The organism is Marivirga sp. (assembly GCF_051117495.1).
Taxonomy (GTDB): domain Bacteria; phylum Bacteroidota; class Bacteroidia; order Cytophagales; family Cyclobacteriaceae; genus Marivirga.
Map to the genome: position 1 here is coordinate 34,388 of NZ_JBNPEF010000029.1, position 24,396 is coordinate 58,783.

A 24,396-nucleotide genomic window follows, 5' to 3' on the forward strand; every position below is an offset into this window, starting at 1 on the left:
AAAGATAATTTATGCAGATACAATATGCACTTGAGCTTTTAGGAACATTGGTTTTTGCTATATCAGGTGCACTGGCCGTAAAAGACAAATCTGAGGATTGGTTTGGAGCTGGATTTACAGGCTTTGTAACGGCAATAGGAGGCGGAACTTTAAGAGATATAATGTTAGGCAGCTATCCATTATCATGGGTTGGTGATATGACCATCATTTATACCATTTTATTTGGCGTATTGCTCACCAGTTTTTTCAATAAATTTCTTCAAAAACTCCGTAAAACCTTAAGCCTTTTTGACTCAATGGGAATTGCTCTTTTTACAGTAGCTGGGGTTGAAAAAGCTTTATCGATGGGTGTAAGATGGGAAATTGCCGCTATAATGGGAATGTTTTCCGCTGTATTTGGAGGTGTAATTCGCGATACCTTAGTAAATGAAACACCTGTCATTTTTAGAAAAGAAATCTATGCCAGTGTTTGCCTATTGGGCGGAATGCTTTATACCTTATTGAACTATTTTCAGCTTGAAAGGGATATTAATTTTATAGTGACGGCTTCTTTTATAATGTCAGCACGCCTGCTAGCGGTAAAATACCATATCAATTTCCCTAAAATTTAAAGTTCTATATCTTCCAAACCTAATTGCTTAGTCAAATATTCAATCACTTCATTTTCTTCTGCAGAAACACCATCAGATGCACTTGCAAACAAATACATCGTTTCCACTACAAATTCTTTGGAAGTATCATTCTCGTTAAAATAATCCTTAAGCGCTGCTAAAAATTTAGATTGCCATTTATCCAAATTTTTAAGTAGGTGCCTAAATTCTGCCCTGTATATCAGCATTAAATTTTCTTCTTTTTCTTCACCTAAATCCTCAGAGGCAAATTCATCACCTAAAATTTTAGCTAGTCTTTTAACGGTAATCCATTCTTCTTGGTCCATTATGCCATCACTCATCACCACACGAAGAGCTGGAAATAAGTTAACGATGTAAACAAATTGTTCTCTGTTCAATTTTATATAACGCTCTTGCGTATATTCTTTAAAAAGTTGGTCGATTTTTGACATAATAAGTTTAAAATAAAGTTTGTAGCTTTAAATAATCGGTGCACTTGATTTTTCAGTTTCTTCCGGTGAATTTAATAATAAAACATACTGCTGATACCTTTCTAATATTTCTTTTACATAATTTACTGGCTCTTCACCTCTGCAATAGCCGTATTTGACGACCGCATCAGTATAATATTTCTTTTGGGATTTTAGCAGTAAATATTTCTCAACATTTCCTTCCCATTTGGTGGGATCACCTCCATATTTTTTTGTTAGCCTAATGGCATCTTGCATATGGCCTATCCCTACATTATAGGCCGCTATCACATATTTTTGTCTTTCGACACTGTCCTCTACATGTTTTTTGAAATTTCTTTGAAGCCAATTAATATATTTACTGCCAGCTTTTAAGCTTTGACTAGGGTCAAATAAATTGGTAGCACCAAATTCACGTGCTGTTGGTTCCATCATCTGCATTAAGCCTTTTGCACCTGCCCAAGATTCAACTTTTGGATTAAACTTGCTTTCTTGGTAAATCAATGCAGCCAACAACTTCCAATCCCAGCCTATCCTTTGAGCGGTTTCTTTTATTTCATTATCAAATGGAGAAAGTTTTTCACCCTTTACAGAGGAGAATTCAGAAAATGACCTATCAGCAGAACGCTTAAGGTTTTTGAAATATTTATTATAAATGACATAATAATCAGTTTCTTTTTGTCTCTCTTCTAGCCAATTATTTATTTTATTTTCCAAAGTATCCGCATTAGATCTTAAAGCCCAAGCAATTTGTTGGGAGAAGCTAATGGGTGTCTTAACATCTAGGATAGGATGATAAGTAGCATTTAACATGGCCACATCTTCATCGGCAACGGTATATTCTATTTCGCCATCTGCAACCATTTTAATTAAAGTCTCTACTTCCAAACTACTGCTATCTTCAATGATGACAATATCTCCACCTATTTCATCCGAAAGATTAGCTAAACGAGCTGAAAATGCTGAGCTTTTTCTAACGTGAACTTCTTTACCTGTTAATTGAATAGGGTCTCTTATCAATTCATTTTCAATTTCATGAATCTTCATCTGTCTCCAATTTTCTGGTTTTCTTTGAACCAACACCTGTCGCGCGAAGTAAAGTGGGTTAGTAAAGTCAATATATTGTTTTCTATCCTTGGTCACAGTTAAATTGAAAGCTACAATATCTGCTTCTCCCCTATTTACTTTTTCAAGTGCAGAAGAAATGCTATTATCTTTAATAATTTTCAGCTCAACCCCTAAATCTTCCGCTAGCCAGTTGAGCATTTCATATTCGTAGCCCATTGGTTGGCCCTTATAAATAAAATAACTAGTAGCACTATTATCGACTACTGCTATTATATACCCTCTTTCTTGAATTTTGTCAAAGTCAAAATTAACTGGTTCTATTGCGTAAGATATATTTTGAGATTGTGTATCAGTTTTTATGGAACAGGAACCAATAAGGCTACACAATAAAATAATAAATACATAAAAAGACTTGTTGAATAATTTCATCATATCTTTAGTTTAAGATGGTTAATATAGCCAATAATTAACTCGGCAAGTAAATTACCTGAAGATTTTCGACTGACTGCATGTTTTGTTGGATAATCATATATCTATGTAAAATACTAAAAATACGTAAAAGAATTTAATTATCTTGATATTAAGAAAATAAAAAAGCCATTCAATGATGCATTGAATGGCTTTATAGTATGCTTTTGTGGGAATTAAAATTCTTCTTCGTGTTTCTTTCTGGTAATTAAGGCAATAATCGCTGCTCCAATTGCAGAGCCTATTAGTCCTAGGAAATACAATACTATTATTCCAATAGGTTTGAACATATTAGTAAATATAAAATTTAATGTATCCAACATTTCTGCATTCATACCATCACTGGCCATAACTCCTTCCATTTGCTCTTCTGTCATAATCTCTCTTAAATCAGGAGCAATCACGTTATATAATAAAATAGAATAAGTTGAAGTAATTAAGCCAGAAATTGCCATTACAATGAAAGCATGTTTAAAAGCAACACCATATGACATGTAACCTCCTCCAATTTCATTTCTATGATTGAAGCCAGCATAAATTATAATGGCAACATTAATTGCCCATAATAAAAAACCAACAAATCCATTTTGCAATAAATCTACGCTAATTAAAAATAATATTAAATTAAAGATCACTGCAATTAAACCTTTGAGTCCTCCCCATCTTATTGCGTGATTAAGGTTTAAATTAGAGCCTGTACTTTCCATGTTAATAAATTTTGGTTATAAGTTCAATTTAGTTACAATTATTTTTCTTTCTTGAATCAATTATATAAATAATTTTCCACTTTTCATCCACCTTAATTAACTGAAAAGAATTCACCCCACAATGACTTAATTTATTTCCCAAATAAAATTTATAATCCATCCAAGCTGTGGCAACTGCCCCGTCTGATTGGATTTTCAAATTCTCAATTTGCTCATTCCAAATATCTCCTTGATTCTTAGCCACCGCATTTAACCATCCAATCGCACCATTTAACTGACTAACCTTATTACCATTATCATCAACGCTCAAGCTTTGCATTTTTACGTTTTGGTGCATGTATGGGGCCATTTTAGAAGTGTCAGATTCCCTCATACCATCAAAAACATCATGAAGGATATCAGCTATTTGAACAGACTCTAACTGTAGATTCTGCGCAACAGAGGAGAAAGAAACTGAAAAAATAAGTACAAATAAATATAAAAATCTCATCATAATATTCAAATTAAACGAAAAATCAGAAAATTATAACATGAATACAATCGTAATTACATCAATGGTTATTTCATATGGTTAGGCTTCTAAATAACATCTTCGAAAAAGGACCAAACAAAAGCCTTTGGAATTGGGCTTACTACATTGAATGGTTCTTTTTTGACTGGATGTTCAAAGCTAATAGCTCTTGCATGTAATGCTATAGAACCATCTTTGGTAGGTTTAGGAAAACCATATTTTACATCTCCAATTATCGGACATCCAATCCTCGCCAACTGCACTCTGATTTGATGTGGACGGCCAGTATGGGGTTTTACTTCAATTAAATTTCTATCTCCTAGAGCACGCACTAATCTATAGGATAAAGTCGATTTTAACCCTCCTTTTTTATCGCTCATGTGAGCGTGAGTCAGGTTTTTATTGGGGTCTTTTTTTAGCCAATGGGTGATGGTGTCTTCTGTTTTAGGCGGTCTCTTTTCGGTAATGGCCCAATAGGTTTTATCTACTTTTCCATCATGAAACAGTTTGGAAACCCTTTCCAATGCTTTGGAAGTTCTGGCTAAAGCCAATGTACCGCTTACTGGCCTGTCAATTCTGTGAGGAGTCCCACAAAATACTTTGCCTTGTTTATTATATTTCTTGGCTATATATTCTTTAGCATGTTCAGAAATTGGCGTATCACCCGTTTGATCACCTTGCACCAACATCCCTGAAGGCTTGTTCACCACCAAAAGGTGATTATCCTCATACATAACGATTTGTAAAAACTCTTGATAGTTCATAGGAACAAAAGTCGGAAAATTTGGGTATAATACATTAAAAAGTGTTGAAGTTTTTAGATGGAGAAGTATTGGAAGAGGGATGATGGATGATTTTGCGGCAAGCCATGTCAGTACCAAAGGTCGGACATTGAGTGTGGGAATTCAGATAACCTAGACTGTCCCTAAGTTGAAACTTTTGTAAAAATTTAATAAAAATGTATCTTTAAAAAGATGAAATAAAAAAGACATGAGTACATTGACAAAAGAAACAGGTAAAACTATATCTCTTGAAGATTTTCTTCAAATAGATGATGAATCATGTCAACTCGTTAATAGTGAACTGTATATGACCCCTGCACCCAACCCAAAGCATCAACTAATAATTGGAGAACTTTATTCATTACTCAAAAAACAAACGAAAAGCAAGATATTTTTTTCACCTATTGATGTCTTCCTAGACGAAAAAAATGTTTTTCAACCTGACTTACTGTTAATAAATGAAGAAAATAAAGGTAAAATTTCAGAAAGAGGTATAGAAGGTGTTCCCGACTTAATAGTGGAAGTATTATCTCCTTCAAATGCCTATTTAGACCGAAATATCAAAAAGGATATCTACTTTGAAAATGGTGTAAAAGAATATTGGATAGTGGATTTGGCCAATCAGACTTTGGAGATTTATACTCTCAAACAAAAAGACAAACGCAAACCGCATCTTTATCTGGTAAAAGAAGGAACCGTCACTTCAACTGTGATTTCAGAATTAAAATTTGACATCGCACAGGTTTTTAAAGCAATTGAGAATTAAATCTAAAGCTTACTAGCTTTTTCTTAGATACTTTCAACTTTTCAAAAGTTCTAAACTTTGGAAAAGCTCCCCGTCTTGATTTTAGACGCTAGTATCTTGATCCTATCCTAAAATTCCGACTGGAAATGGAACTCTATTTCAGGGAAATTATCCTGTACCATTTGCAACCAAGCCTTTGTTTCGGCCATAAAAACCATTTTACCATCCTTATCTTTCGCAATATGACGGTGCTTGGATTTTATAAATTCATCCAATTTCTTTTTATCCGTACTACTAAACCAGCAAGCTTTATATAAATTCATAGGGGCAAATTCACAAGACGCGCCATACTCATTTTTCAATCGGTGTTGAATTACTTCAAATTGAAGGTTGCCGACAACCCCTACAACTTTTCTAGCTCCCATTTCGAAAGTAAATAATTGCGCAACCCCTTCATCCATCAACTGGGTCAATCCTTTTTCCAATTGCTTGGTTTTCATGGCATCTTTATTGATCACCTCTTTGAAAATTTCAGGGGAGAAAGATGGAATTCCTTTGTAAATGCCTTTTTCGCCTTCCGAAAGTGTATCTCCAATTTTGAGATTGCCTGTATCGAATAAACCGACAATATCGCCCGGAAAAGCCTCATCAACGGTTTCTTTATCTTGCGCCATAAAGGCTGTGGCATTGGAGAAACGGAATTTTTTATCGTGCCTCACATTCAAATAACTGCTACCTCTTTGAAATTTGCCCGAACAAATGCGGACGAAAGCAATTCTGTTTCTATGCTTAGGATCCATATTGGCATGAATCTTAAAGACAAAGCCTGAGAATTTATCTTCATTAGGCTTTATTAATCTTTCATCTGTTTCTCTTTCTTTTGGTTGAGGAGAAATGTTAATAAAAGTATCCAACATTTCTTTTACCCCAAAACTATTGATAGCAGAGCCAAAAAATACAGGAGCTACTTTTCCGGATAAATATTCTTCTTTATCTAATTCCGGATAAACCCCTTCAATTAATTCAACATCTTCCCTTAGCTGATCTGCCAAAGTATCGCCCACATTTTTATTCAAGTTTTCATCACTTAAATCCTTTATTTCTATGCCTTCAGCGGTTAATTGTTGTTTGCTTGGTTTGAAAAGCAATAAGTTTTTGCTGAACAAATTATAAACCCCTTTGAAGGTTTTGCCCATCCCAATCGGCCAAGTGAGCGGACGAACCTGGATGTCCAATTTTTCTTCTATTTCATCGAGCAAATCATAAGGATCTCTTCCTTCCCGATCTAATTTATTGATAAAGCAGATCACAGGAGTATTTCGCATGCGACAAACCTCCATCAACTTTTCCGTTTGTTGCTCTACCCCTTTCACGCAGTCAATTACCATCACCACACTATCCACAGCAGTTAAAGTTCGATAGGTATCTTCAGCAAAATCTTGGTGACCTGGAGTATCCAATAAATTGATTTTGATGTCTTTATATTCAAATCCCATTACGGATGTGGCCACGGAAATTCCTCTCTGCTTTTCAATTTCCATCCAATCGGATTTGGTAGCTGTATCTATTTTATTGGATTTTACAGCCCCAGCTTTATTGATAGCACCCCCAAAAAGTAAAAGTTTCTCAGTTAAAGTGGTTTTACCAGCATCAGGGTGGGCAATAATCCCAAAAGTTCTTCGCTTGCTTATCTCTTGTTCTAACTTGTTCATATCAAATTCTCAATGAAGGCGCAAAATTACGAATAATGATTGGCAATAGGAATTGAAAAGAAAAGATTGCCTATATCAAATAAAAAAAGCACTGTTAAATTCAATAAAACAGTGCTTTTGATATATAAAATAGTAAAACTTATAGATAATATTTCGTTTTTAATGCCTTTACTGCATTATAAATAATATCAGATTTTTTAAAATCTAAACTATACTGCATTTCAATCATTTCACCTGGCTGATAAGCAAAAATTTCTTCTTTCCTTGCATTACCAAAATCAAGATAAGCAGCTTTTACAAATTTGTAGAGATCTCCCTTAAAAGTTAGGGGTGAATCGAGTTTACTATATATTGTTATATTTTCTTCAACACTTACACTACTTTCCTTCTTAAAATAAACAATAGCACCCACTAAAATAGGATCAAAATCTCCTTCTTTTTCACTTTTTCTAAAAATAACCTGAGTGGTATTTGGAGGCAAAGATTCCTTCAGTTCGTATGGCGGTGAGGCCAAAGAAAACTGATTGTAATGATCCGGAAATTCGACACGATTATTAGCTAAAACGTCTTGATAAAATTCAATATACTCATTAGCCCTAGTAGTGTCATTATGTATATCTTCAGCAGAATTTTTAGACACTATTGTTTTTACCTCTTCATCTTTTAAGCCATCCTTATAAAAATTTAGCCCATTATCATTTAATAAATATTTGATAAGCTTCTTCTCATTATTGTATCCATATCTATTTTTCAAATAGATTTCCTCACTATGCTTTGGGAAATTTAATTTGTAATAGCTCTGGCGCTTAAAGTCTGGATAAGGACTTTCCCATGACTGTTCTTTAACACGTAAAATCTCTTCACCTTCATTAAAAAATGAAAGTTCATCCGTAACCATAAGGCCTACTTCACCTTCAACTTTTCCTACTGGCGTTTTATCTTTTTCTAAAACCCCATCATCCGAAATGGAATAAGGCGTTGATACACACGCAAAAAAAGAAAGTACTACAATTACTACTAAATATTTTTTCATCATATTATATTAAAGAAATTAAAATCTATTTCTACTGATTGGATGACTGATTATAATCATTAACTATTTTAATCAATGCATCAAGATTATTCAAAGGATCATAAGCTTCTCCCTTTAACATGGATCCGTAAGCTGCTTTTACTTCTGGATATTCTCCATTCTGATATGCCTGGTAGATTTGCTCATTGTCGCTAATAAAATTATCAATTTTAGTTGCTTCCAAATTTTTCCCAGTTTCATCCCCTTTTGCAATAATAATGTCAGCATTCTCCACTATTTTGGCTAATTGCTCTTGACGATCCACTTCTACTCCTGGCACTACATAATCATCAAAATATAACATGTATATTTGCAATTTACCGCCTGCGAGTTCGTGTAGTAAATAATTTTTGGGTATTGACCCAAGCCCTAATTCAGACAAGTCTGCATACTTTGATGTCCTAAAAGTTGGGCCATTTTCAATTTTAACATACTCAACTTTCTTTGGTTTGTAACTTTCTAATTTTCTAAATTGGATTCTTTTACCTTCTTTCACCCTACTTTCGTAATACTCTTTATCAGCCACCTGCAATTCTCTTTGTATTGCGGCCGGGTCTTTTACACGAAAATAAACTATATTCTCTTCCTCATCTCCATTTGAATATTTTATTAAAGCATTATGAAAAATCTCAGTTGAATCCATTTCCATTTGGGCTGAAATATTTAAACTAAATACTAATAGGGGGATAAATAATAAATGTTTTTTCATTTGTCTTATATTTTTTTAAAAGTTATTTAAAGACTAATAATAACTAAATTCTACTTAGTTACAAAGAAATGATAATGATTTATTTCAATTTCAATAAGTACCCCTAATTAAAAATAACAATCCGCAACAAAAATTGTGTTTTAAGAACAATTATGATTGTCTAGAGGTATATATAAGACCCCAATCAATTTAATATCCGATAAGCCACAGAAAAAATATAATTCCTTCCGGGACCCGACATTCCCGAACTATAAGGCCTATATCTTTGGTCAGTAATATTCTCTATACCAGTGTTTAAGCTAAAATCATCCCAAAGTTGGTAGCTCATTTTAAAATTAAGTGTGTACCAAGCAGGTGCAAAAGTATTACCCTCTTCATCCAAAGCATAAATTTCCGTTTTCCTCTTTTCTTCAATTGCCAATTCTGAATGTAATCTTTCTGCTTGATAATTAGCATAAAGTTGAATATTCAAATCTCCTGATTTAAAATTCAAGCGAGTGGTTCCAAATAAAGGGGGCGCATGTCGGGATGGACTTACTGAGCCATCATCCAATTCTTCTTTACCTATTTGGTAATTTAAATCTGAAGATAAATCTATGCCTCCTGGGAATTTCATTTCCATCCCAGCCTGGAAGCCATAAACATTAGCGATGGCTGCATTTTGAATAGATTGGACCTGACTTCTTTCCCCATCAAATACGATACTGTCTTGCCCGTTCAACTGAGAATTCCTTCGAACCATGGCGTTGTTAAGAATGGTGTAATAAGCCGTAAAATCCAGTTTCAGAAAATCATTGAATACTTTAGCAATTCCTAGATCCCAATTATAAGCGTACTCTGCAGTTAAATTCGGATTGGGAATTACTACCGCTCCAGGTTCTGAATCAAATATTTTACCCACATCATCTACATTGGGTGCTCGAAAGGCGGTTCCAAAATTAGCATTGACCGACCATGAATCTCCTGGATGATAAACCATGCCCAAACTTCCCGTTAAAGCTCCATTATTGATATTTGCCTGTGTAAAAGGAAATGCATAAAAGGTGGTATCAAAATTGGCATTCAATAAATAATGATTATATCTAAGGCCACTTTGAAGTGTGAAATCATCAGAAGGTTTATATTCATAGTTTGTATAGATGGCCATTGAAATCCATTCAGATTGAGGATACCTGGAAGGTGAATTAGCAAAATTTCCAGATATAATGTCTTCCTGTTTACCGTTCGATTCGACCTGATTCAAAATATATTCTGCACCATAAAAAACCGTATTTTTCTGTCCTATCTTTTTAATAAAATCAATATTGGCTGAATACGCATCTACTTTTTCCTCTCTAATTCGTCTAATTTCACTTTGAAAATTTCGGTCAATTCTGCTTTCCTCAAATTGCTGATGGGCTAAGCGAATTGATAATTGATCAAAGGCTTTGGTCTCTTTTGAATGTGTTATATTCAGATTATTCATCATCCATTTTTGAGGGCCGTATTTCCATTCTGCGTAACCAGGCTCACCATCCATTTCTCTATTAAGTCGGTCATATCGACCATAATCAGAAGTTTCCGAATAATGAAATCCATATTGAAAATCCCAATATTCATTAGGTTGAAATCTCACTTTTTGCATGAAATTCTTCTGAGTATATGCAGTAGGATTTTGCATTAAAGGATCTCCTTGTTCCACTACCCTATCCTCGCCTTCAATTCTTTCTACATGATAGGTTTTAAGATAATCATCAGGGCCATTGCTACCTTGCCTTAAATGATCATAATCCCAACGGCTAGCACTGGTTACAAAGGCCCATTTTTTCCAGCCATATTTTATATCTGCATGAATGGTTTTCTCATTATTAGCAGAAAAAAATCTGGAATTTACTTTTCCAGAAATCTTAGCAGAACCTGTGTCTGAAAATTCGGGTGATAAAGTCTGAAAACTCATCACACCACCGATGGCATCACTACCGTAAATAACAGAACCTGGACCAAATACAATTTCCGTATTCTCAGTAGCAAATGGATCCAAACTGATGACATTTTGAATATTCCCCCCACGGAAAATGGCATTATTCATCCTGATTCCATCAACTGTATAAAGCAAACGGTTGGTGGCAAAACCTCTAATCATGGGACTCCCGCCACCTTGCTGGCTTTTTTGAATATAGACTTTGCCAGAAACACCTAATAAATCCGCTGCCGTTTGTGGGTTTTGCAATTCGACCTCTTCAGGTGAAATTGAAATTACTTTAGCTGGTATGTCTCCAGTATTCTGCCTCCACCTTGTAGCTGAAATGACCACTTCATTCAAATTGAAATTATTAGGTTGAAGCAATATTACAAAATTAGATGACTTTAGGTCTTCATAGCTTAAGGTTTTTAATTGATAACCCAATCTTTGAATTTGTATAGCCTGAGCTCCTGCTAATGCTGAAATATCAGCTTTACCGTAATGGTCAGTGTTAATAAATTCCTGCAACTCCTCACTCACAATAGTGACCATTTCAATAGGCTCAGAAGTATTGGCGTCTTTGACGGTAATTGTTTGAGAAAAGGCAATAGTGGAACTGCCCAAAAACAAGTAGAGCAATAAAATATTCCTCATTATAAATTTTTAGTTTATAACCCTACTTTGTCCCAACATCCAATTTTAGCATAGAGCTGCGTCTTCACAGCTCAAAATAGATTTGTGAAGTTCTGTCTTCCCAAGTAGGTAGGCACAAATCAAAAGCGAAAAAATTCATTATACAAACTAGGGCTAGGTAGTTTAAAAAATAGAAGACTTTACTGATTAGAAATGGAAGTAAATACCCAAATTAATCAGTATAGCAAAAAGAATAATTTAAACTATCTTTTGAGGAGGTGGGGATGGAATAGGATTGATATAATCTTTGAAAATCAGCTCGTACTCTGTAAATGAATTGGGTAGTCTAGCAAATTGTAAAGCTTGCCATTGAAATACTTTCTCTAAAAACAGGGATTGATAAAATGAAATCAGCTTTTGTTCCTTTTCTTTTTTATCAGGATGATTTCCTAATAAATTATTGACTACTGCAGCTAAATTCTTATTTAAGGTAGTTTCTTCATAATCCCACCAACACCAGTATTTTACGCTATCTTTTGTTTCTTCAAATTCCACCACATCATACATTTCACCCTCATATTCAAACTCTCTGGAATGTTCCCAATCCAATTTTTCTTTAGCTTCCGCTTTAGTTAGCTGAATCAATACCAAATCTGTTTTATCAACTCCTTCAATAATTTTCCATTTGACTTCCCGCTTTATCCGATACTTTTGGTGGGTTAGATAAAGATAGGTCACCATAGCAGGCGCTACGAGGCAAAATAGAAACGATATGAGGATTAGCTGTTTTTTCAAAACCCATTAAATCTATAATGTAAATCTAAAGATTTTTGCTTGAATTTATGGATGACAGGATATCTCTTCCATAAATGGTAAATCATAAGGATAGTTTTATACAGTATGCTGAGTTTCTTTATGATAGACCACACAAAAGGTGACTTTTTTCATTTTTTTGAAAAAATCATTAGCTTATAAAAGAAAAACAAAAATGACATGAAAATAAAACCCACCATAAAAACATACAAAACAGAAGAATTAGTTGTGGAATGGCAACCTTCATTATGCATCCATAGTGAAAAATGCTGGCGTGGACTTCCACAGGTATTCCGGCCTAATGACAAGCCATGGGTCTATTTGGAGGGAGCTAAAGATGCGGAAATAAAAAAACAGATTGATAATTGTCCGTCTGGAGCTTTGTCCAGTTATTGGAAAAATCAAAAAAATGAAACCACTACAAATACAGATTCGACCCAAGTGGAGGTCGCTAAGAATGGTCCTCTAATGGTAAAAGGGAAAATTGATATAAAACATGCGGACGGAAAAAGTGAAATGAAGGAAAAAATCACGGCTTTTTGTAGATGCGGAGCTTCGGGAAATAAGCCTTTTTGTGATGGAAGTCACAGTAAAATTAGATTTGAAGGATAGAAAGAAAGCTTTTACATTAAGCCTTCTTTCTAAATTAGATTATCTCAATTGAAAATAAATAGGAATGGTCATTTTCACTCTTACAGCCTGACCTCTTTGTCTTCCAGCCTGCCATTTAGGAGCATTTTCAATCACTCTAATGGCTTCTTTATCAATGCCTTCAGAAACTCCTTTTAAGACCTCCACTTGGGATAATGAACCATCCTTTTCAATTACAAATGATAGAACTACTCTACCTTCAATACTTCGTTTTTGCTCATAATATGGGTATTTTATGGAATTAGCTACATATTCATAAAAAGCACCCATTCCCCCATCAAATTTCGGATTGACTTCCAATGCAAAAGGATCATAAACATGGTTATCTTCAACTTTCTCTTCGGGTATTTCAAATTTATCCCAAGATTCTATTTGCGCTTCAATATCAACCTTTTCTTTCTGCTTTTCTTGCTTTGGCAGTTCTTTCACCTCCACAATATTTACATCGCCTTTAGGTTCAGGTAAATTTTTGGGCTTAGGTTTAGGTGGTTGGGAAGTACGAATTACATCATCGTTGAGAAATACATAGGGTTCTTCATCAGGAAAATCAACTTTCTCTTCCTCATTGATAAATACCTTGAATTCAAAAGCAATAAAACATAGACTAATCGCTATTACCAATCCAATATTGAAAAATAAAGGGCGCTTAGCATACAATTTCCGAGTGGCATTTTTGAAATGTTCCATAGTGAATAATCATTAAAGGTTTAACATGATTATTCATTCACCTACTTTACTAACGCAAGAAAATTGCATTAAGTGTAACTTAGATTAAAAAACTTTAAATCTTTTTAGCTTTTTCCCAATAAACATCCATCTCTTCCAGGCTCATTTCTGAAATTTGCTTTCCTTCTTTTTTGCTTTCAGATTCTAAGTAATTAAATCTTTTGATGAATTTTTTATTGGTCTTTTCTAAAGCTTCTTCCGGATTGATGCCTGCAAAACGTGCATAATTAATCAAGCTGAACATCAAATCACCAAATTCTTCAGTGGCTTTTTCTTGATTGCCCGATTCCTCTTCGGTTTTAAACTCTTGCATTTCCTCCTCCACTTTTCCCCAAACTTGTGATTTTTCATCCCAGTCAAATCCTACCCCTCTTGCTTTTTCCTGAATTCGAATGGATTTAATTAGTGCAGGCAGAGATTTTGGAACACCTCCCAATACAGATTTATTTCCTTTTTCTTTCAGTTTAATTTTTTCCCAGTTTTCCTTTACGGCTTTTTCATCATTTGCTTCCACATCTGCATAAATATGAGGATGTCGGTTGATCAATTTATCGCAAATCCCGTTCAGTACATCCGCCATGTCGAAAGCTTTTTGCTCATCTGCCATACGGGCATAAAACACCATATGAAGCATTAAATCACCTAATTCTTTTCTGATTTCTTCCAAATCATTATCCAATATTGCATCCGATAATTCGAAAGTTTCTTCTATGGTTAAATGACGGATACTATCAATAGTTTGCTTTTTATCCCATGGACATAGATTCCTGAGCTGATCCATTATTGTCAATAATCTATCAAAAGCTTGTAGTTTCTCTTCTCTTCTATCGTCAGGGTATTTTTGGACTTCTTTCATATTAAAATTCATGGGTTTGGGAAAAATGCAATTTAAGAAACTTTGCTTTCTTAGTAGGCGTTATAAAAATAGAATGTTAAATTTGTAAATCGAAAACAACAGGCATTAAGAATGTCTGAAACATAAATATTATGACTACTTTTTTATTAGCAATCGGATTGATAGGCGCGTTTTTTATATTAATGTCAGTAAGGCTTTTATTTATAAAAAACGGAGAATTTAAAGGAACATGTGCATCTCAAAGTCCTTTTTTAAATAAGGATGGTGAAGCTTGCAGTTTTTGCGGTAAGCAACCAGGAGAACAATGTGCTAATCCAGATTCAGAAGTAAATAAGGTATTGAATAAATTCTAATAGAATTAAGATTTAAATTAATGAATTAGCTCAGTAAACTAGGTTTGCTGAGCTTTTTTTATGACTTTATTATCTGAGAGTGGGATTTCAGGAAAATTTCTGGATATCTCACAGATGCTGAAGGTGAAAACACCTTCATTGGGGTAGTTGCTGCAAGTGTTAAGTAATATTGATTTAGTGTGATAAAAATCATAATATTTCTTAGCTAAAAATACCCCCCCCTTTGGGTAAAAACACCCAAACTTTTCTCAGCCTGAGAATATTTTTTTTCTGTGTAATGCAACCTCTTTTATTTTCTCGCATCTTTACTGAGAAACTAACTCATAAAGACATGAAAAATTTAATACTAGTATTTGTTCTTGCCCTTTTTGCATGCCAGGCGCAATCTCAAGAATCTGAGACACGCTCATTATCTGATTTTACATCGGTATCATCTTCTCAAAGCATTAGAGTTACTTTGAAGAAAGGAAGTGAACCAAAAGTTGATGTGAGCACCACAGGTGAATTGGAAAATGTGGTTACCGAGGTGAAAAATGGTAATCTTAAGATTGAAATGGAATCCAACATGACCTTTAGAAATGTTGAAGTTGAAGTAACCGTTTATTTTCAAGAACTGGAAAGCTTGAAAGCAAGTAGTTCATCTAGAATGACTTCCGAAGATCTTATTGAAGCAGATAATATGGAGATCAAAGGCTCAAGTTCCGCAAGAATGGATTTGAATGTCAAAGCTTCTAATATTGAAGTTTCGGGTTCTAGTTCTGCACGAATAGCATTATCTGCTGAGGCGGTAAATGTGGAGGCGCAAGTAAGCAGCTCATGTAGATTTACTTTGGATGGCAACGCAGAAAACTTTGAAGCTCAAGTGAGCAGCTCAGGAAGAATTGATGCGTCCGAATTTACTTGCGATAATGCTGATTTGGCAGCAAGCTCTTCTGGAAGAATAGAATTGAATGTACAAGAGAAATTAATCGCTAAAGCCTCTTCCTCAGGAAAAATCACATACGGTGGAAAGCCGGCAATAGTTGATGCTAATACAGGTTCTGGAGGAAAAGTTTCTAGGATGTAATAGTTTAAACGAAAAATAAAAAGGCTGTCTAAATCAATTTAGACAGCCTTTTTTGTTTGAAGAATTGTTCTTCTCTACTAACTTGGTACACCCCTGTGGTCCCCTCAAATGGACAGTCTCATAGCTGTATTTGAGCAGAAAATTAATATTTTATTACTGTCTTTTTAACCTCTATTTTAGAAAGTAAAATGCTAATTTACTTTCTGAACGTTTTATCATAAAGCTCAATACTTTCATTAATAACATTCATAGCTTCCTTTTTATCAAAGAAATCTTCCACTACCACCTTTTTGTTTTCTAATTGCTTATAATCTTCAAAGAATCTTTGCATTTCTTTAGAAGTATGTGGAGGTAAGTCATTAATATCATTCATATGATTTACTGACATATCATTCGCTGCAACTGCAATGATTTTATCATCAGCTTCTCCTTGATCTATCATTTTCATTACGCCCAATACCTTTGCTTTTACCATACAAAGTGGTGGTAATTCGATAGAAGTAATCACCATAATATCTAATGGATCTTTATCATCGCAATAGGTTTGCGGAATAAATCCATAATTTGCTGGGTAATGCACAGAGCTGAAAAGTACTCTATCCAACATTAAATAACCAGTCTCTTTGTCTAGCTCAAATTTACCCTTGCTGCCTTTAGAAATTTCAATCACGGCATTCACGTACTCAGGCACCTCATCCCCGTAATGGATATCATGCCAAGGGTTTCTTTTCTTATCTATCATCTTTAATTTGTAAAATATTTTTACAAAAATAAGGGATGAAGCTGAGAGCACCTACTTATAGTGTTATTAGATTGTTATAACTTTGTCATATGAATAGAAAATCCATTACCCCTACCATTAATCTAGAGCGAAAGAAAAGAATTTGGTTTTTGGTTAAAGCTGTAATTTTCATAGCAGCTCTTTTTGCAATTGATAATTTCAGAAGTCAGATTTTGGAATTTGGTATTCCGGAACACTATCTCAAAGCATTGAGACTTTACCTTTATGCTGACTTATGGATTTCTTTTATTAGGCTAGCAGTTGTTTTTTACTATCAACAAAAGCACAAATTATCCAAAGGGGTTAAAAGCAATTTTATTTTAGGGATCAATCACATCGCTAATATTTTGCACACTTTTGTACTAATTGGAGCCATTCTGTTACTTTTCAAAATCGACCCAATTAATTTAATCACTTCGCTCAGTATAGTCGCAGCCGCCATTGCCATTTTATCAAAAGACTATATTGCCAATATGATTAATGGTATGTTGATTATTTTTTCAGAAGAGGTAATGATAGGGGATGAAATAAAAATTGGTGAAGTGAAGGGGAAAGTTGTTGATATGACCTTAGTTAATATGCATATCGTGAATGACGATGAAGATCTGATCTACATCCCCAATTCAATGGTATTCACCTCTCAAATCTTTAACTATACTAAAAGAGCCATTCGGAAAGTAAGTTTTGATTTTGATTTGAAAAATGAGCTGGCAACTGATGTGGCCACAGTGGAAAGACATATAATTGATGTCCTGAGTGAATACCATAAATATATTAAAGATGATAGTTATGTATTAAGAATTATCAAAATCAATGAAAATTTCACTTCTTTGAAATTTCAGTTTGTGTTGCACAGACATTCAGAAGTTCGGGAAAAAGATATTCGAAAAGCTGCTTTGAGACATGTATTAAAATATATAGGGGACACTAAGCAAAAATAATAATCCAAACCCCATACCCATTATCCATCCTCTTTTAGGTGTTTTCACCTAAAACCTATGGAATGCTGCAGATATTTGAACTCAATATTTTGGTGAAAACACCAAAATGTGGGTTGGGATTTTAAATCTACACTTAAGTCCAGTATGGACGACCATATGGTAATTTAACCATAAACATGTAACCAAAGCCCCAGTAGGGGCGACCTTATTCAGAAAACATATCATCAAAAAAACTGAAACACTTGCGATTCCTTTCAGTTTTGTATCTTTATAACAAACCAACACAAAAAACTATGAAAAGTACAGTATTCGTATTGGGTTTTGCATTGCTAATATTTGCATGCCAACCCGCTAAAAAAGAAAATCAAGAAGAAGAAACACAAGAAAAGGAAGTAGTGGAAAAATCAGCTGACCCGAAATTGGTGAAATTATGGGAAACTGATACCGTAATGACTACTTGCGAGTCCGTATTATTCGATGGAGAAGGAAGTAGATTATTTGTTTCCAATATCAACGGACAGCCATTGGATAAAAATGGAGAAGGATTTATTTCTATCTTAAACCTTGATGGAAGCGTTCAAGAGTTGAATTGGGCTACAGGATTAAATGCGCCAAAAGGAATGGGCATTTTTGATGGTCATCTTTATGTGACTGATATCGATAGAGTAGTAGCCATTAACTTGGAAACTGGAGAAGTAGCTAAAGAATTTACTCCTGAAAAAGCCGAATTTTTAAATGATATCACCACTTCTGCAAGTGCAGTTTACATCTCGGATATGGGCTTAGGCTTGATTCACAAAATTGAAAATGGAGAATTATCAACCGTAGCTGAAGGAGTTGAAAGCATTAATGGCTTATTAAGTAAAGATGATCATTTGATGACTTTGGACAAAAAAGGCTTGAGAGCTTATGATTTAGCTGAAAATAAATTCGAGATGGTAAACGATTCTGTTACTGGTGGCGATGGTTTAACCATGCTAAATGATGAAACTTATATTGCTAGCAGATGGCAAGGTGAAATTTATCATGTGGCAGGTAATAAAGCAACTTTATTATTAGACACAAAAGCAGAAGAATCTCAAACTGCTGATATTGGATTAGATCCTGATAAAATGATAGTCTATGTACCTACTTTTTTCAAGAATAAGGTACTGGCTTATCAATTGGAGAAGTAAATTCAGCTATTACTAATGTCAAAACCAGCAAGTTTATCGAAAGCTTGCTGGGTTTTTTGTTGCCAAAGTATATTTAAAAAAGACTTCTCCCATAAAGTCTAAAGAAAGAACTTCGTTGTGATTAATCCTGATTCCATTCAAAATATTTGATTCTGAAACCCTCCTTGAACTCATCTCCATGTGCCGATAAGTAGGGTTGAATAGCATAGCAACTACAAATAATTCCTTCTCTATTGGTTGTAAAACTATGCCTTAGTTCAGAGCCACTTTCATTCAGCTTTCTGTTTAGTAATTCTTTACATTCTTTATAGAGGTCCCCCATTGATATTGCCTCGACTGCATACAGTTTGTGTCTTCCGACAAACTCATCATATTCTTCCCAACAATTAAAAAAATTGGATTTAAAGTGAGTTGTCGTATGCTCTTTCATATGCTGCACCATTAAGTTTTTTAATCCTCTGTCTTCCTTTTTTCTTAGGCTATCAATTTGTTTAGTGTAAAGACATCGCTCAAAGTTTGGCTCACATATCCATTCCACACTATCTAGTTCAGTTTGGTATGAATAATGCTTCCTACTTTTAATTTTACCATCTTTTACTGCTATTTGTGTCAAGGAATTTTCAAACCCAATCAAGTATTGATAAGAGTTATTGTAAAGTTTCTTTTGATGCAACCAGATTTCGTAACTCTGTTCAAAAGTAAGACTATCCAACTGTGGCTGCTGAGTCGTAGACATTAATTCATTCTCTACCCAATTGCAATTTTTTTCTTGAGATAAGCAAAAATTAATTGAAAAAAGAAGAGAATAGCAATGGAAAAATATAAGCAAGTTGACCACTTTAAAAGCAGAAACTTGTACATTTAGTATCTGAAGAATACAATTAAGAACCATAAAATTAAACTTAAAAAAAGCTTCTGAGTTTCCCCAGAAGCTTCTTCAATAGTAATTAAGTCAACCTAAACTTAAAATTTGTAGCTAACACCCAAGCTAAAGGCTCTTCCTGGATTAAGGCTTGTAAATATTTGTTTTTCAGCCTCATAAGATCTGTAAAAACTTTCTCTTTTATCATTTAGGATATTTGATATCTTGAAATCAATCGCAGTTTTTTGATCTTCCCCAAAAGTTTTACTGAAGCTAAAATTCAAACTATGAAAAGGTTCATCATAAACATCGCTATATAAACCGGTCCCCACTAAAGAGAGTGTAGGCCCTTTTACGTTATAGAAAAGACCTGTGTTAATTCCTGTTTCATAATTTCCGTAAGATAATCCAGTATTGATTACGTAAGGTGATTGGCCTGCCATTTGTCTAGTATCAGTTAAGTTCTGTCCAGCTTTTTTATAAACTAATCTCGCAAAAAATTCTCGATCGGTCATATCAATTCTCGAATGAACTAAAGTTACATTACCACTGATATTAAAATTGCGTAAAGATGGAGATATAAAGTATAATTTTTGTCTTGCCTCAAACTCAAGCCCCAACACACGACCATCTCCTACATTTCTTGGCTGAAACTCAGTACTTGTTTGTTGTTCAGGAATCCTAACTAATTCTATAGGGTCATCAAATGATTTGTAAAAAGCACTTACCGAAAACATTTGACCTTCTTTTTGGAACAGTTCCCATCTTAAATCTATATTATCGATTCTAGTCTCCGTTAATTGTCCATTCCAATCTGAGTAAGGAAATAAACTACCATTGAAAATTCTGTTGGTAATAGGATCTAAAATCTGAGCAAAACTTAATTCTTTAAAAGAAGGTCTAGCAATGGTTCTATTATAGGATGCCCTTAAGTTTTGATCATCAGTTAATGAATAAATTAAATTAGCCGAAGGGAAAAAATCAAATGAGTCTAATACCTTTTCATTTTCTAGATTTCTACCATTTTCATTTCCACTGGCAAAAGCTTGATCTCTTCCAGTATGCCTTTGGACATAATTTTCAACCCTTACTCCTAATACAGTTTTAAAATTTGCCAATGGATAAAACTCATTTGAAACATAGGCTCCTGTATTATTTACATTGGAACTGTATTCATTAGGGTTTGGGTCATTATTACCTGATTGATAATAGATACCATTTGGTGAATTTGGATATAAATTCTCTTCATTCAAAACCTCTGATTGATCCGCATCATCCCATGATTGAGCATTGAAAAATTGTAAGTCAAAAAATAGAATTTCGTAGTCTCTGATTTTATAATTATGACTTGCACCAAATTTAAATTTAGCGTCTTCATCATTAAATTTATATTTTCTCGTAATATCAAATTTTGCAGTAGCATTAATTTCATTTAATGATCTCCATATCCTCGTAGGATTTCCTCCTTCACCAGCGTTAAATCTAGGCATGTTATTTTCTATATCGGAGAAGGCTGTTTTTCTAATGTCTGGATCTTCATTTGAGGAGATTGTAGGTGATAATTTCCAGTCTATTTCCCAATCATTACCCTTTATCATATGTGTACCCCCTAACAAGATATTTGTTAATCCTCTTTGATTGTATTCAAGGTTGTCCGATTGAGCTAAGTATCCTGATTGCCCTACAGCAGCCCCATCATTATCAATCATAAATTGACCTGCTCTGCTTTCACCGTTTTGAAGGTGCATTGCAGTCAGTCTCAATTTGGTGTTTTTTGATTTGTAAGCTAATCCACCCAAGGCACCAATGAGAACATTATTTTCACCTAATTCGCCATTTTGAATGGTGGCATATCGCAACTCATTTCTTTCAGGATCACTATACCTTTGGTATTCACCATAGGTAACATCATCATAAAACTTTGTTTCATTTTTATATGAAAGGGAAAAAACATAACCGATTTTTGGATTATTATTACTCTCTTCATTTATACTAAACTGATTACCTAAAGATATGCCTAAGCTGTAATCCATTAAACTAGTCGAAGTACTTGCACCTAATGTTGGCTCAAAGCTTCTGACAAAGTTTGCAACTTTAGTCTCTGAACTAGTTCCATCAAAAGGTGTTGGTACACTACCTCTTTGCGCATCAATAGGCAATGCCCGCGTTCCATCATCAAACCCTAAAATATCAGTATCGCCCCCTTCATATGATATATAGTCTGAATTAAAATGCATGGAAGGATTAAATCCAATTCCTAATGAAACATTAGCAATTTTTTCTTCTGGAAAGTCTTTAGTTTCAATATTTACAAGCCCTCCTGTAAAATCTGCTGGTAAATCTGCAGTGAAAGTTTTATTCACCATCATGTTGTCAATCAAATTGGTGGGGAATATATCCATTTGCAGACTGTTTCTATCTGGATCCAAGCCAGGAATATCTACACCATTTAATGTAGTTTTAGTGTATCTATCTCCTAATCCACGAACATAAACATATTTTCCACCTTCAATAGAAACCCCTGTAACACGTTTAACTGCTTCTACAGCAGTTGCATCTCCTATTAATTTAAATTTAGCAGAAGAAATACCATCCATCATGCCTGGAGCTTTCTTTTTTACTGTCATTAATGCAGCCTCGGTAGTCCTAATAGCTTTTGCAGTAACTACGACTTCCTGAAGTTCAGATGTCTCTTCTTTTAACCTTATACTTCCTAATACATTGACCTCTCCATCTTTTACGACCACACCTTCTATAGTTACTGATTGAAAGGTAATGAAAGAAACCCTAAGATCATAAGTGCCTGCAGCAGCGTTAATTGTAAATTGTCCGTCAAGGTCGGTTACAGCGCCATTTGAGGTGCCATTAATCACCACGTTTGCGCCAATTAAAGGCTCTCCGTTGGTATCTTCAATAACAGTTCCTCTAATTTTACCATTCTGAGCGAATGCCACAGAAACTGACATTAAAAGTGTAGCGACTAAGAAGTATTTGATTTTCAACATTGTTTTAAACATTAATTAAATTTGATTTTGCCTATAAAAAATAAAGGCACACAAAATTACTTTGTGTGCCTTTATTAAACGATTTACGTTGATTAAGAAAATGTTATAATTCTAATCAAATATTAAGCTAATGTTACTTGTTAATATTAAAGTCCAGCTGTCCCGCCTGCAACTGCAGCCCAAGACCAACCGTCAAATACTGCAGCATCAGCACCATTACCTGTTGATCCAGCAGTAATTCCAGCGGGAGCAGTATCTGCATCACCAATATAATCACCTAGAACAGTGCTGTCCAAAATATCAATAACAACTCCATCGAAAGTAACATTTGGATTATCTACAGTTCTGTTTATAACTTGACCTTCAGAAATACTTGTAATAAATATATCTTTCAAGATTACACCAGAATTGTCATCAGTATTAATTAAATTATCTGATGTTCTGATAATTTCCCCATCCTCATCGAATGTTGCTGCTACAACAGTACCATTTACAAATGTGTGTTGAACATTTAATAAAACATCACCTTCCGGACCATCTAATTCAAAACAATGACCTGTTGGTGCAACAACTATAAAGTTGTCCATCGTTCCAGCCCAAGATTGGTCAGTATCCATTCCATCATCACCTGCATTCCAAACTAATGCATTGGTTACATTAACAGTTCCGCCAAACCATTCTATTCCATCATCTTGATTTCCTACAATTTCTACATTTGAAATAGTTGTTCCAGAACCTACTCCCCCTAGGGATAATCCATTAATTTCATTACCTGCACCAATGTTTGAACCACCGTGACGTATTGAAACATAACTAAATACACCTGAATTATCAGAGGCATCATCTCCACCATATAAACCATTAGGATCAGATGTAGGAATACCCTCAATTTGTACTTCACTTGAAGATGCAGATATTGGAGCATTTCCTAAAATGATTACACCACCCCAAAGACCGTTTTGATCAGGATCAAGGTTAGGAGATGCAATCATTCCTGACTCAATTTCGTCAGCAACAGAAGTAAATATAATTGGCTCTTCTGCAGTACCTTCTGCCATAATCATGGCATCACGAGCTACTAATAATGCAGTTGCATTCGGCCCAGTTCCTGCTTCACCTTTAATAACAGTTCCTGGCTCAATAGTTAATGTTGCTCCAGCTTCAACTGAAATTCTGCCACCTAAAATATAAGTTTTATCTTTAGTCCATGTTACATCCTGAGTAATATTTGACGTTAGTACAACTTCAGTTTCTGGCTCAGGAGCTTCACCTACAGATAAAACGTGAGTAACTGTTTCTTCATCTCCGTCCACATCGGTAGCTGTAAATTCAAATACAATGTTCTGATCTGCATCCGCTTCTTCTGCGGTGTAAGAAAATTCTAATGATAATGAAGTTGCATTAGCTTCAAATTCTGGTTCTAAAAATGACTCTCCATCTTTAGTAACCGTTACACTTGCTAATCCATCTTCAGCTGTAATAGTCGCATTTACTGGACCTAAAGTTCCTAAATTCTCAATCTCAGCTGTTGCTGGGATACCTTCAATTGTTACTAGATTGTTTGGCTCTGGATCTTCATCACATGCTGTGAATATAAATCCTGACACCAATGCTAGCATCGCTAATAAATTAATTTTCTTCATCGTGAATAATTTTTAATAGTGTTTAAATTTCTTTGCGACAAAGGTGGCTTTTAATTGTTAACTGAAGTTGTCAGACTTTTTAGCAAATTGTTAC

23 protein-coding genes are annotated in these 24,396 nt (G+C 34.5%); 7 read left to right on the forward strand and 16 right to left on the reverse strand.

From position 1 onward, the window contains the following. Positions 1 to 11: 11 nt before the first annotated feature. Positions 12 to 611, forward strand: a complete 600-nt coding sequence (locus tag ACFE0M_RS15870) for a trimeric intracellular cation channel family protein (RefSeq protein ID WP_434546766.1) — start codon at positions 12 to 14, stop codon at positions 609 to 611. Here the strand turns inward: ACFE0M_RS15870 and ACFE0M_RS15875 are convergent. From ACFE0M_RS15875 to ACFE0M_RS15895, 5 genes are all read right to left on the reverse strand, one after another. Further along, on the reverse strand, positions 608 to 1,063 hold the full coding sequence (locus tag ACFE0M_RS15875) for a hypothetical protein (RefSeq protein WP_434546767.1): 456 nt from the start codon (positions 1,061 to 1,063) through the stop codon (positions 608 to 610). The genes ACFE0M_RS15870 and ACFE0M_RS15875 overlap by 4 nt on opposite strands. Before the next feature lie 27 nt (positions 1,064 to 1,090). Continuing rightward, the gene (locus ACFE0M_RS15880; protein ID WP_434546768.1) at positions 1,091 to 2,581 is read right to left on the reverse strand and encodes a transglycosylase SLT domain-containing protein; all 1,491 of its coding nucleotides are present in this window, start codon (positions 2,579 to 2,581) and stop codon (positions 1,091 to 1,093) included. 212 nt (positions 2,582 to 2,793) lie between these two features. Continuing rightward, positions 2,794 to 3,324, reverse strand: coding sequence for a DUF4199 domain-containing protein (locus tag ACFE0M_RS15885; protein ID WP_434546769.1), 531 nt, complete (start codon positions 3,322 to 3,324; stop codon positions 2,794 to 2,796). A gap of 28 nt (positions 3,325 to 3,352) precedes the next feature. Next, positions 3,353 to 3,817, reverse strand: coding sequence for a nuclear transport factor 2 family protein (locus ACFE0M_RS15890; RefSeq protein WP_434546770.1), 465 nt, complete (start codon positions 3,815 to 3,817; stop codon positions 3,353 to 3,355). Positions 3,818 to 3,903: 86 nt separating this feature from the next. Beyond that, entirely contained in the window at positions 3,904 to 4,599 is a 696-nt protein-coding gene (locus ACFE0M_RS15895) for an RluA family pseudouridine synthase (protein ID WP_434546771.1), read from the reverse strand. Between the two features lie 226 nt (positions 4,600 to 4,825). Between ACFE0M_RS15895 and ACFE0M_RS15900 the strand changes: the two genes are divergently transcribed. After that, a complete protein-coding gene (locus tag ACFE0M_RS15900) occupies positions 4,826 to 5,383 on the forward strand; it encodes a Uma2 family endonuclease (RefSeq protein ID WP_434546772.1) in 558 nt (185 codons plus the stop codon). A gap of 107 nt (positions 5,384 to 5,490) precedes the next feature. On the opposite strand, the gene ACFE0M_RS15905 is transcribed toward ACFE0M_RS15900, so the two are convergent. From ACFE0M_RS15905 to ACFE0M_RS15925, 5 genes are all read right to left on the reverse strand, one after another. Continuing rightward, positions 5,491 to 7,074 (reverse strand): peptide chain release factor 3, encoded by a 1,584-nt coding sequence (locus ACFE0M_RS15905; RefSeq protein WP_434546773.1) that lies wholly within the window; start codon positions 7,072 to 7,074, stop codon positions 5,491 to 5,493. 139 nt (positions 7,075 to 7,213) lie between these two features. Then, the gene (locus tag ACFE0M_RS15910; RefSeq protein WP_434546774.1) at positions 7,214 to 8,107 is read right to left on the reverse strand and encodes a hypothetical protein; all 894 of its coding nucleotides are present in this window, start codon (positions 8,105 to 8,107) and stop codon (positions 7,214 to 7,216) included. 31 nt (positions 8,108 to 8,138) lie between these two features. Further along, positions 8,139 to 8,855 carry a hypothetical protein gene (locus tag ACFE0M_RS15915; protein WP_434546775.1) on the reverse strand — a complete coding sequence of 239 codons (717 nt, stop codon included), beginning with the start codon at positions 8,853 to 8,855 and terminating at the stop codon, positions 8,139 to 8,141. Positions 8,856 to 9,039: 184 nt separating this feature from the next. Then, positions 9,040 to 11,451, reverse strand: coding sequence for a TonB-dependent receptor (locus tag ACFE0M_RS15920; RefSeq protein ID WP_434546776.1), 2,412 nt, complete (start codon positions 11,449 to 11,451; stop codon positions 9,040 to 9,042). 237 nt (positions 11,452 to 11,688) lie between these two features. Next, the gene (locus tag ACFE0M_RS15925) at positions 11,689 to 12,225 is read right to left on the reverse strand and encodes a hypothetical protein (RefSeq protein WP_434546777.1); all 537 of its coding nucleotides are present in this window, start codon (positions 12,223 to 12,225) and stop codon (positions 11,689 to 11,691) included. A gap of 198 nt (positions 12,226 to 12,423) precedes the next feature. On the opposite strand from ACFE0M_RS15925, the gene ACFE0M_RS15930 reads away from it, so the two are divergent. Beyond that, complete coding sequence (locus ACFE0M_RS15930; protein ID WP_434546778.1) at positions 12,424 to 12,855, forward strand: (4Fe-4S)-binding protein; 432 nt, start codon at positions 12,424 to 12,426, stop codon at positions 12,853 to 12,855. 39 nt (positions 12,856 to 12,894) lie between these two features. Here ACFE0M_RS15930 and ACFE0M_RS15935 read toward each other — a convergent pair whose 3' ends face one another. Continuing rightward, complete coding sequence (locus ACFE0M_RS15935) at positions 12,895 to 13,581, reverse strand: energy transducer TonB (RefSeq protein ID WP_434546779.1); 687 nt, start codon at positions 13,579 to 13,581, stop codon at positions 12,895 to 12,897. A 94-nt stretch (positions 13,582 to 13,675) separates the two neighbouring features. After that, the gene (gene mazG, locus ACFE0M_RS15940) at positions 13,676 to 14,476 is read right to left on the reverse strand and encodes a nucleoside triphosphate pyrophosphohydrolase (protein WP_434546780.1); all 801 of its coding nucleotides are present in this window, start codon (positions 14,474 to 14,476) and stop codon (positions 13,676 to 13,678) included. Positions 14,477 to 14,607: 131 nt separating this feature from the next. Here mazG and ACFE0M_RS15945 point away from each other — a divergent pair, with 131 nt between their 5' ends. Together ACFE0M_RS15945 and ACFE0M_RS15950 are read left to right on the forward strand one after the other, a co-directional pair. Continuing rightward, the gene (locus ACFE0M_RS15945; RefSeq protein ID WP_013454918.1) at positions 14,608 to 14,829 is read left to right on the forward strand and encodes a hypothetical protein; all 222 of its coding nucleotides are present in this window, start codon (positions 14,608 to 14,610) and stop codon (positions 14,827 to 14,829) included. Between the two features lie 331 nt (positions 14,830 to 15,160). Then, on the forward strand, positions 15,161 to 15,895 hold the full coding sequence (locus ACFE0M_RS15950; RefSeq protein WP_434546781.1) for a head GIN domain-containing protein: 735 nt from the start codon (positions 15,161 to 15,163) through the stop codon (positions 15,893 to 15,895). A 196-nt stretch (positions 15,896 to 16,091) separates the two neighbouring features. Here the strand turns inward: ACFE0M_RS15950 and ACFE0M_RS15955 are convergent, their stop codons facing one another. Beyond that, positions 16,092 to 16,637: an inorganic diphosphatase gene (locus tag ACFE0M_RS15955; protein ID WP_434546782.1), complete on the reverse strand. Its 546-nt coding sequence runs from the start codon at positions 16,635 to 16,637 to the stop codon at positions 16,092 to 16,094. Between the two features lie 89 nt (positions 16,638 to 16,726). Here ACFE0M_RS15955 and ACFE0M_RS15960 point away from each other — a divergent pair, with 89 nt between their 5' ends. Together ACFE0M_RS15960 and ACFE0M_RS15965 are read left to right on the forward strand one after the other, a co-directional pair. Then, positions 16,727 to 17,617, forward strand: coding sequence for a mechanosensitive ion channel family protein (locus ACFE0M_RS15960; RefSeq protein WP_434546783.1), 891 nt, complete (start codon positions 16,727 to 16,729; stop codon positions 17,615 to 17,617). 293 nt (positions 17,618 to 17,910) lie between these two features. Beyond that, on the forward strand, positions 17,911 to 18,792 hold the full coding sequence (locus tag ACFE0M_RS15965; protein ID WP_434546784.1) for an SMP-30/gluconolactonase/LRE family protein: 882 nt from the start codon (positions 17,911 to 17,913) through the stop codon (positions 18,790 to 18,792). A gap of 121 nt (positions 18,793 to 18,913) precedes the next feature. Here the strand turns inward: ACFE0M_RS15965 and ACFE0M_RS15970 are convergent, their stop codons facing one another. The 3 genes from ACFE0M_RS15970 to ACFE0M_RS15980 form a co-directional block, all read right to left on the reverse strand. Next, complete coding sequence (locus ACFE0M_RS15970) at positions 18,914 to 19,528, reverse strand: hypothetical protein (protein WP_434546785.1); 615 nt, start codon at positions 19,526 to 19,528, stop codon at positions 18,914 to 18,916. Between the two features lie 227 nt (positions 19,529 to 19,755). Further along, the gene (locus tag ACFE0M_RS15975) at positions 19,756 to 22,659 is read right to left on the reverse strand and encodes a TonB-dependent receptor domain-containing protein (RefSeq protein ID WP_434546786.1); all 2,904 of its coding nucleotides are present in this window, start codon (positions 22,657 to 22,659) and stop codon (positions 19,756 to 19,758) included. A gap of 146 nt (positions 22,660 to 22,805) precedes the next feature. Then, complete coding sequence (locus ACFE0M_RS15980; RefSeq protein ID WP_434546787.1) at positions 22,806 to 24,302, reverse strand: hypothetical protein; 1,497 nt, start codon at positions 24,300 to 24,302, stop codon at positions 22,806 to 22,808. Positions 24,303 to 24,396: the final 94 nt, after the last annotated feature.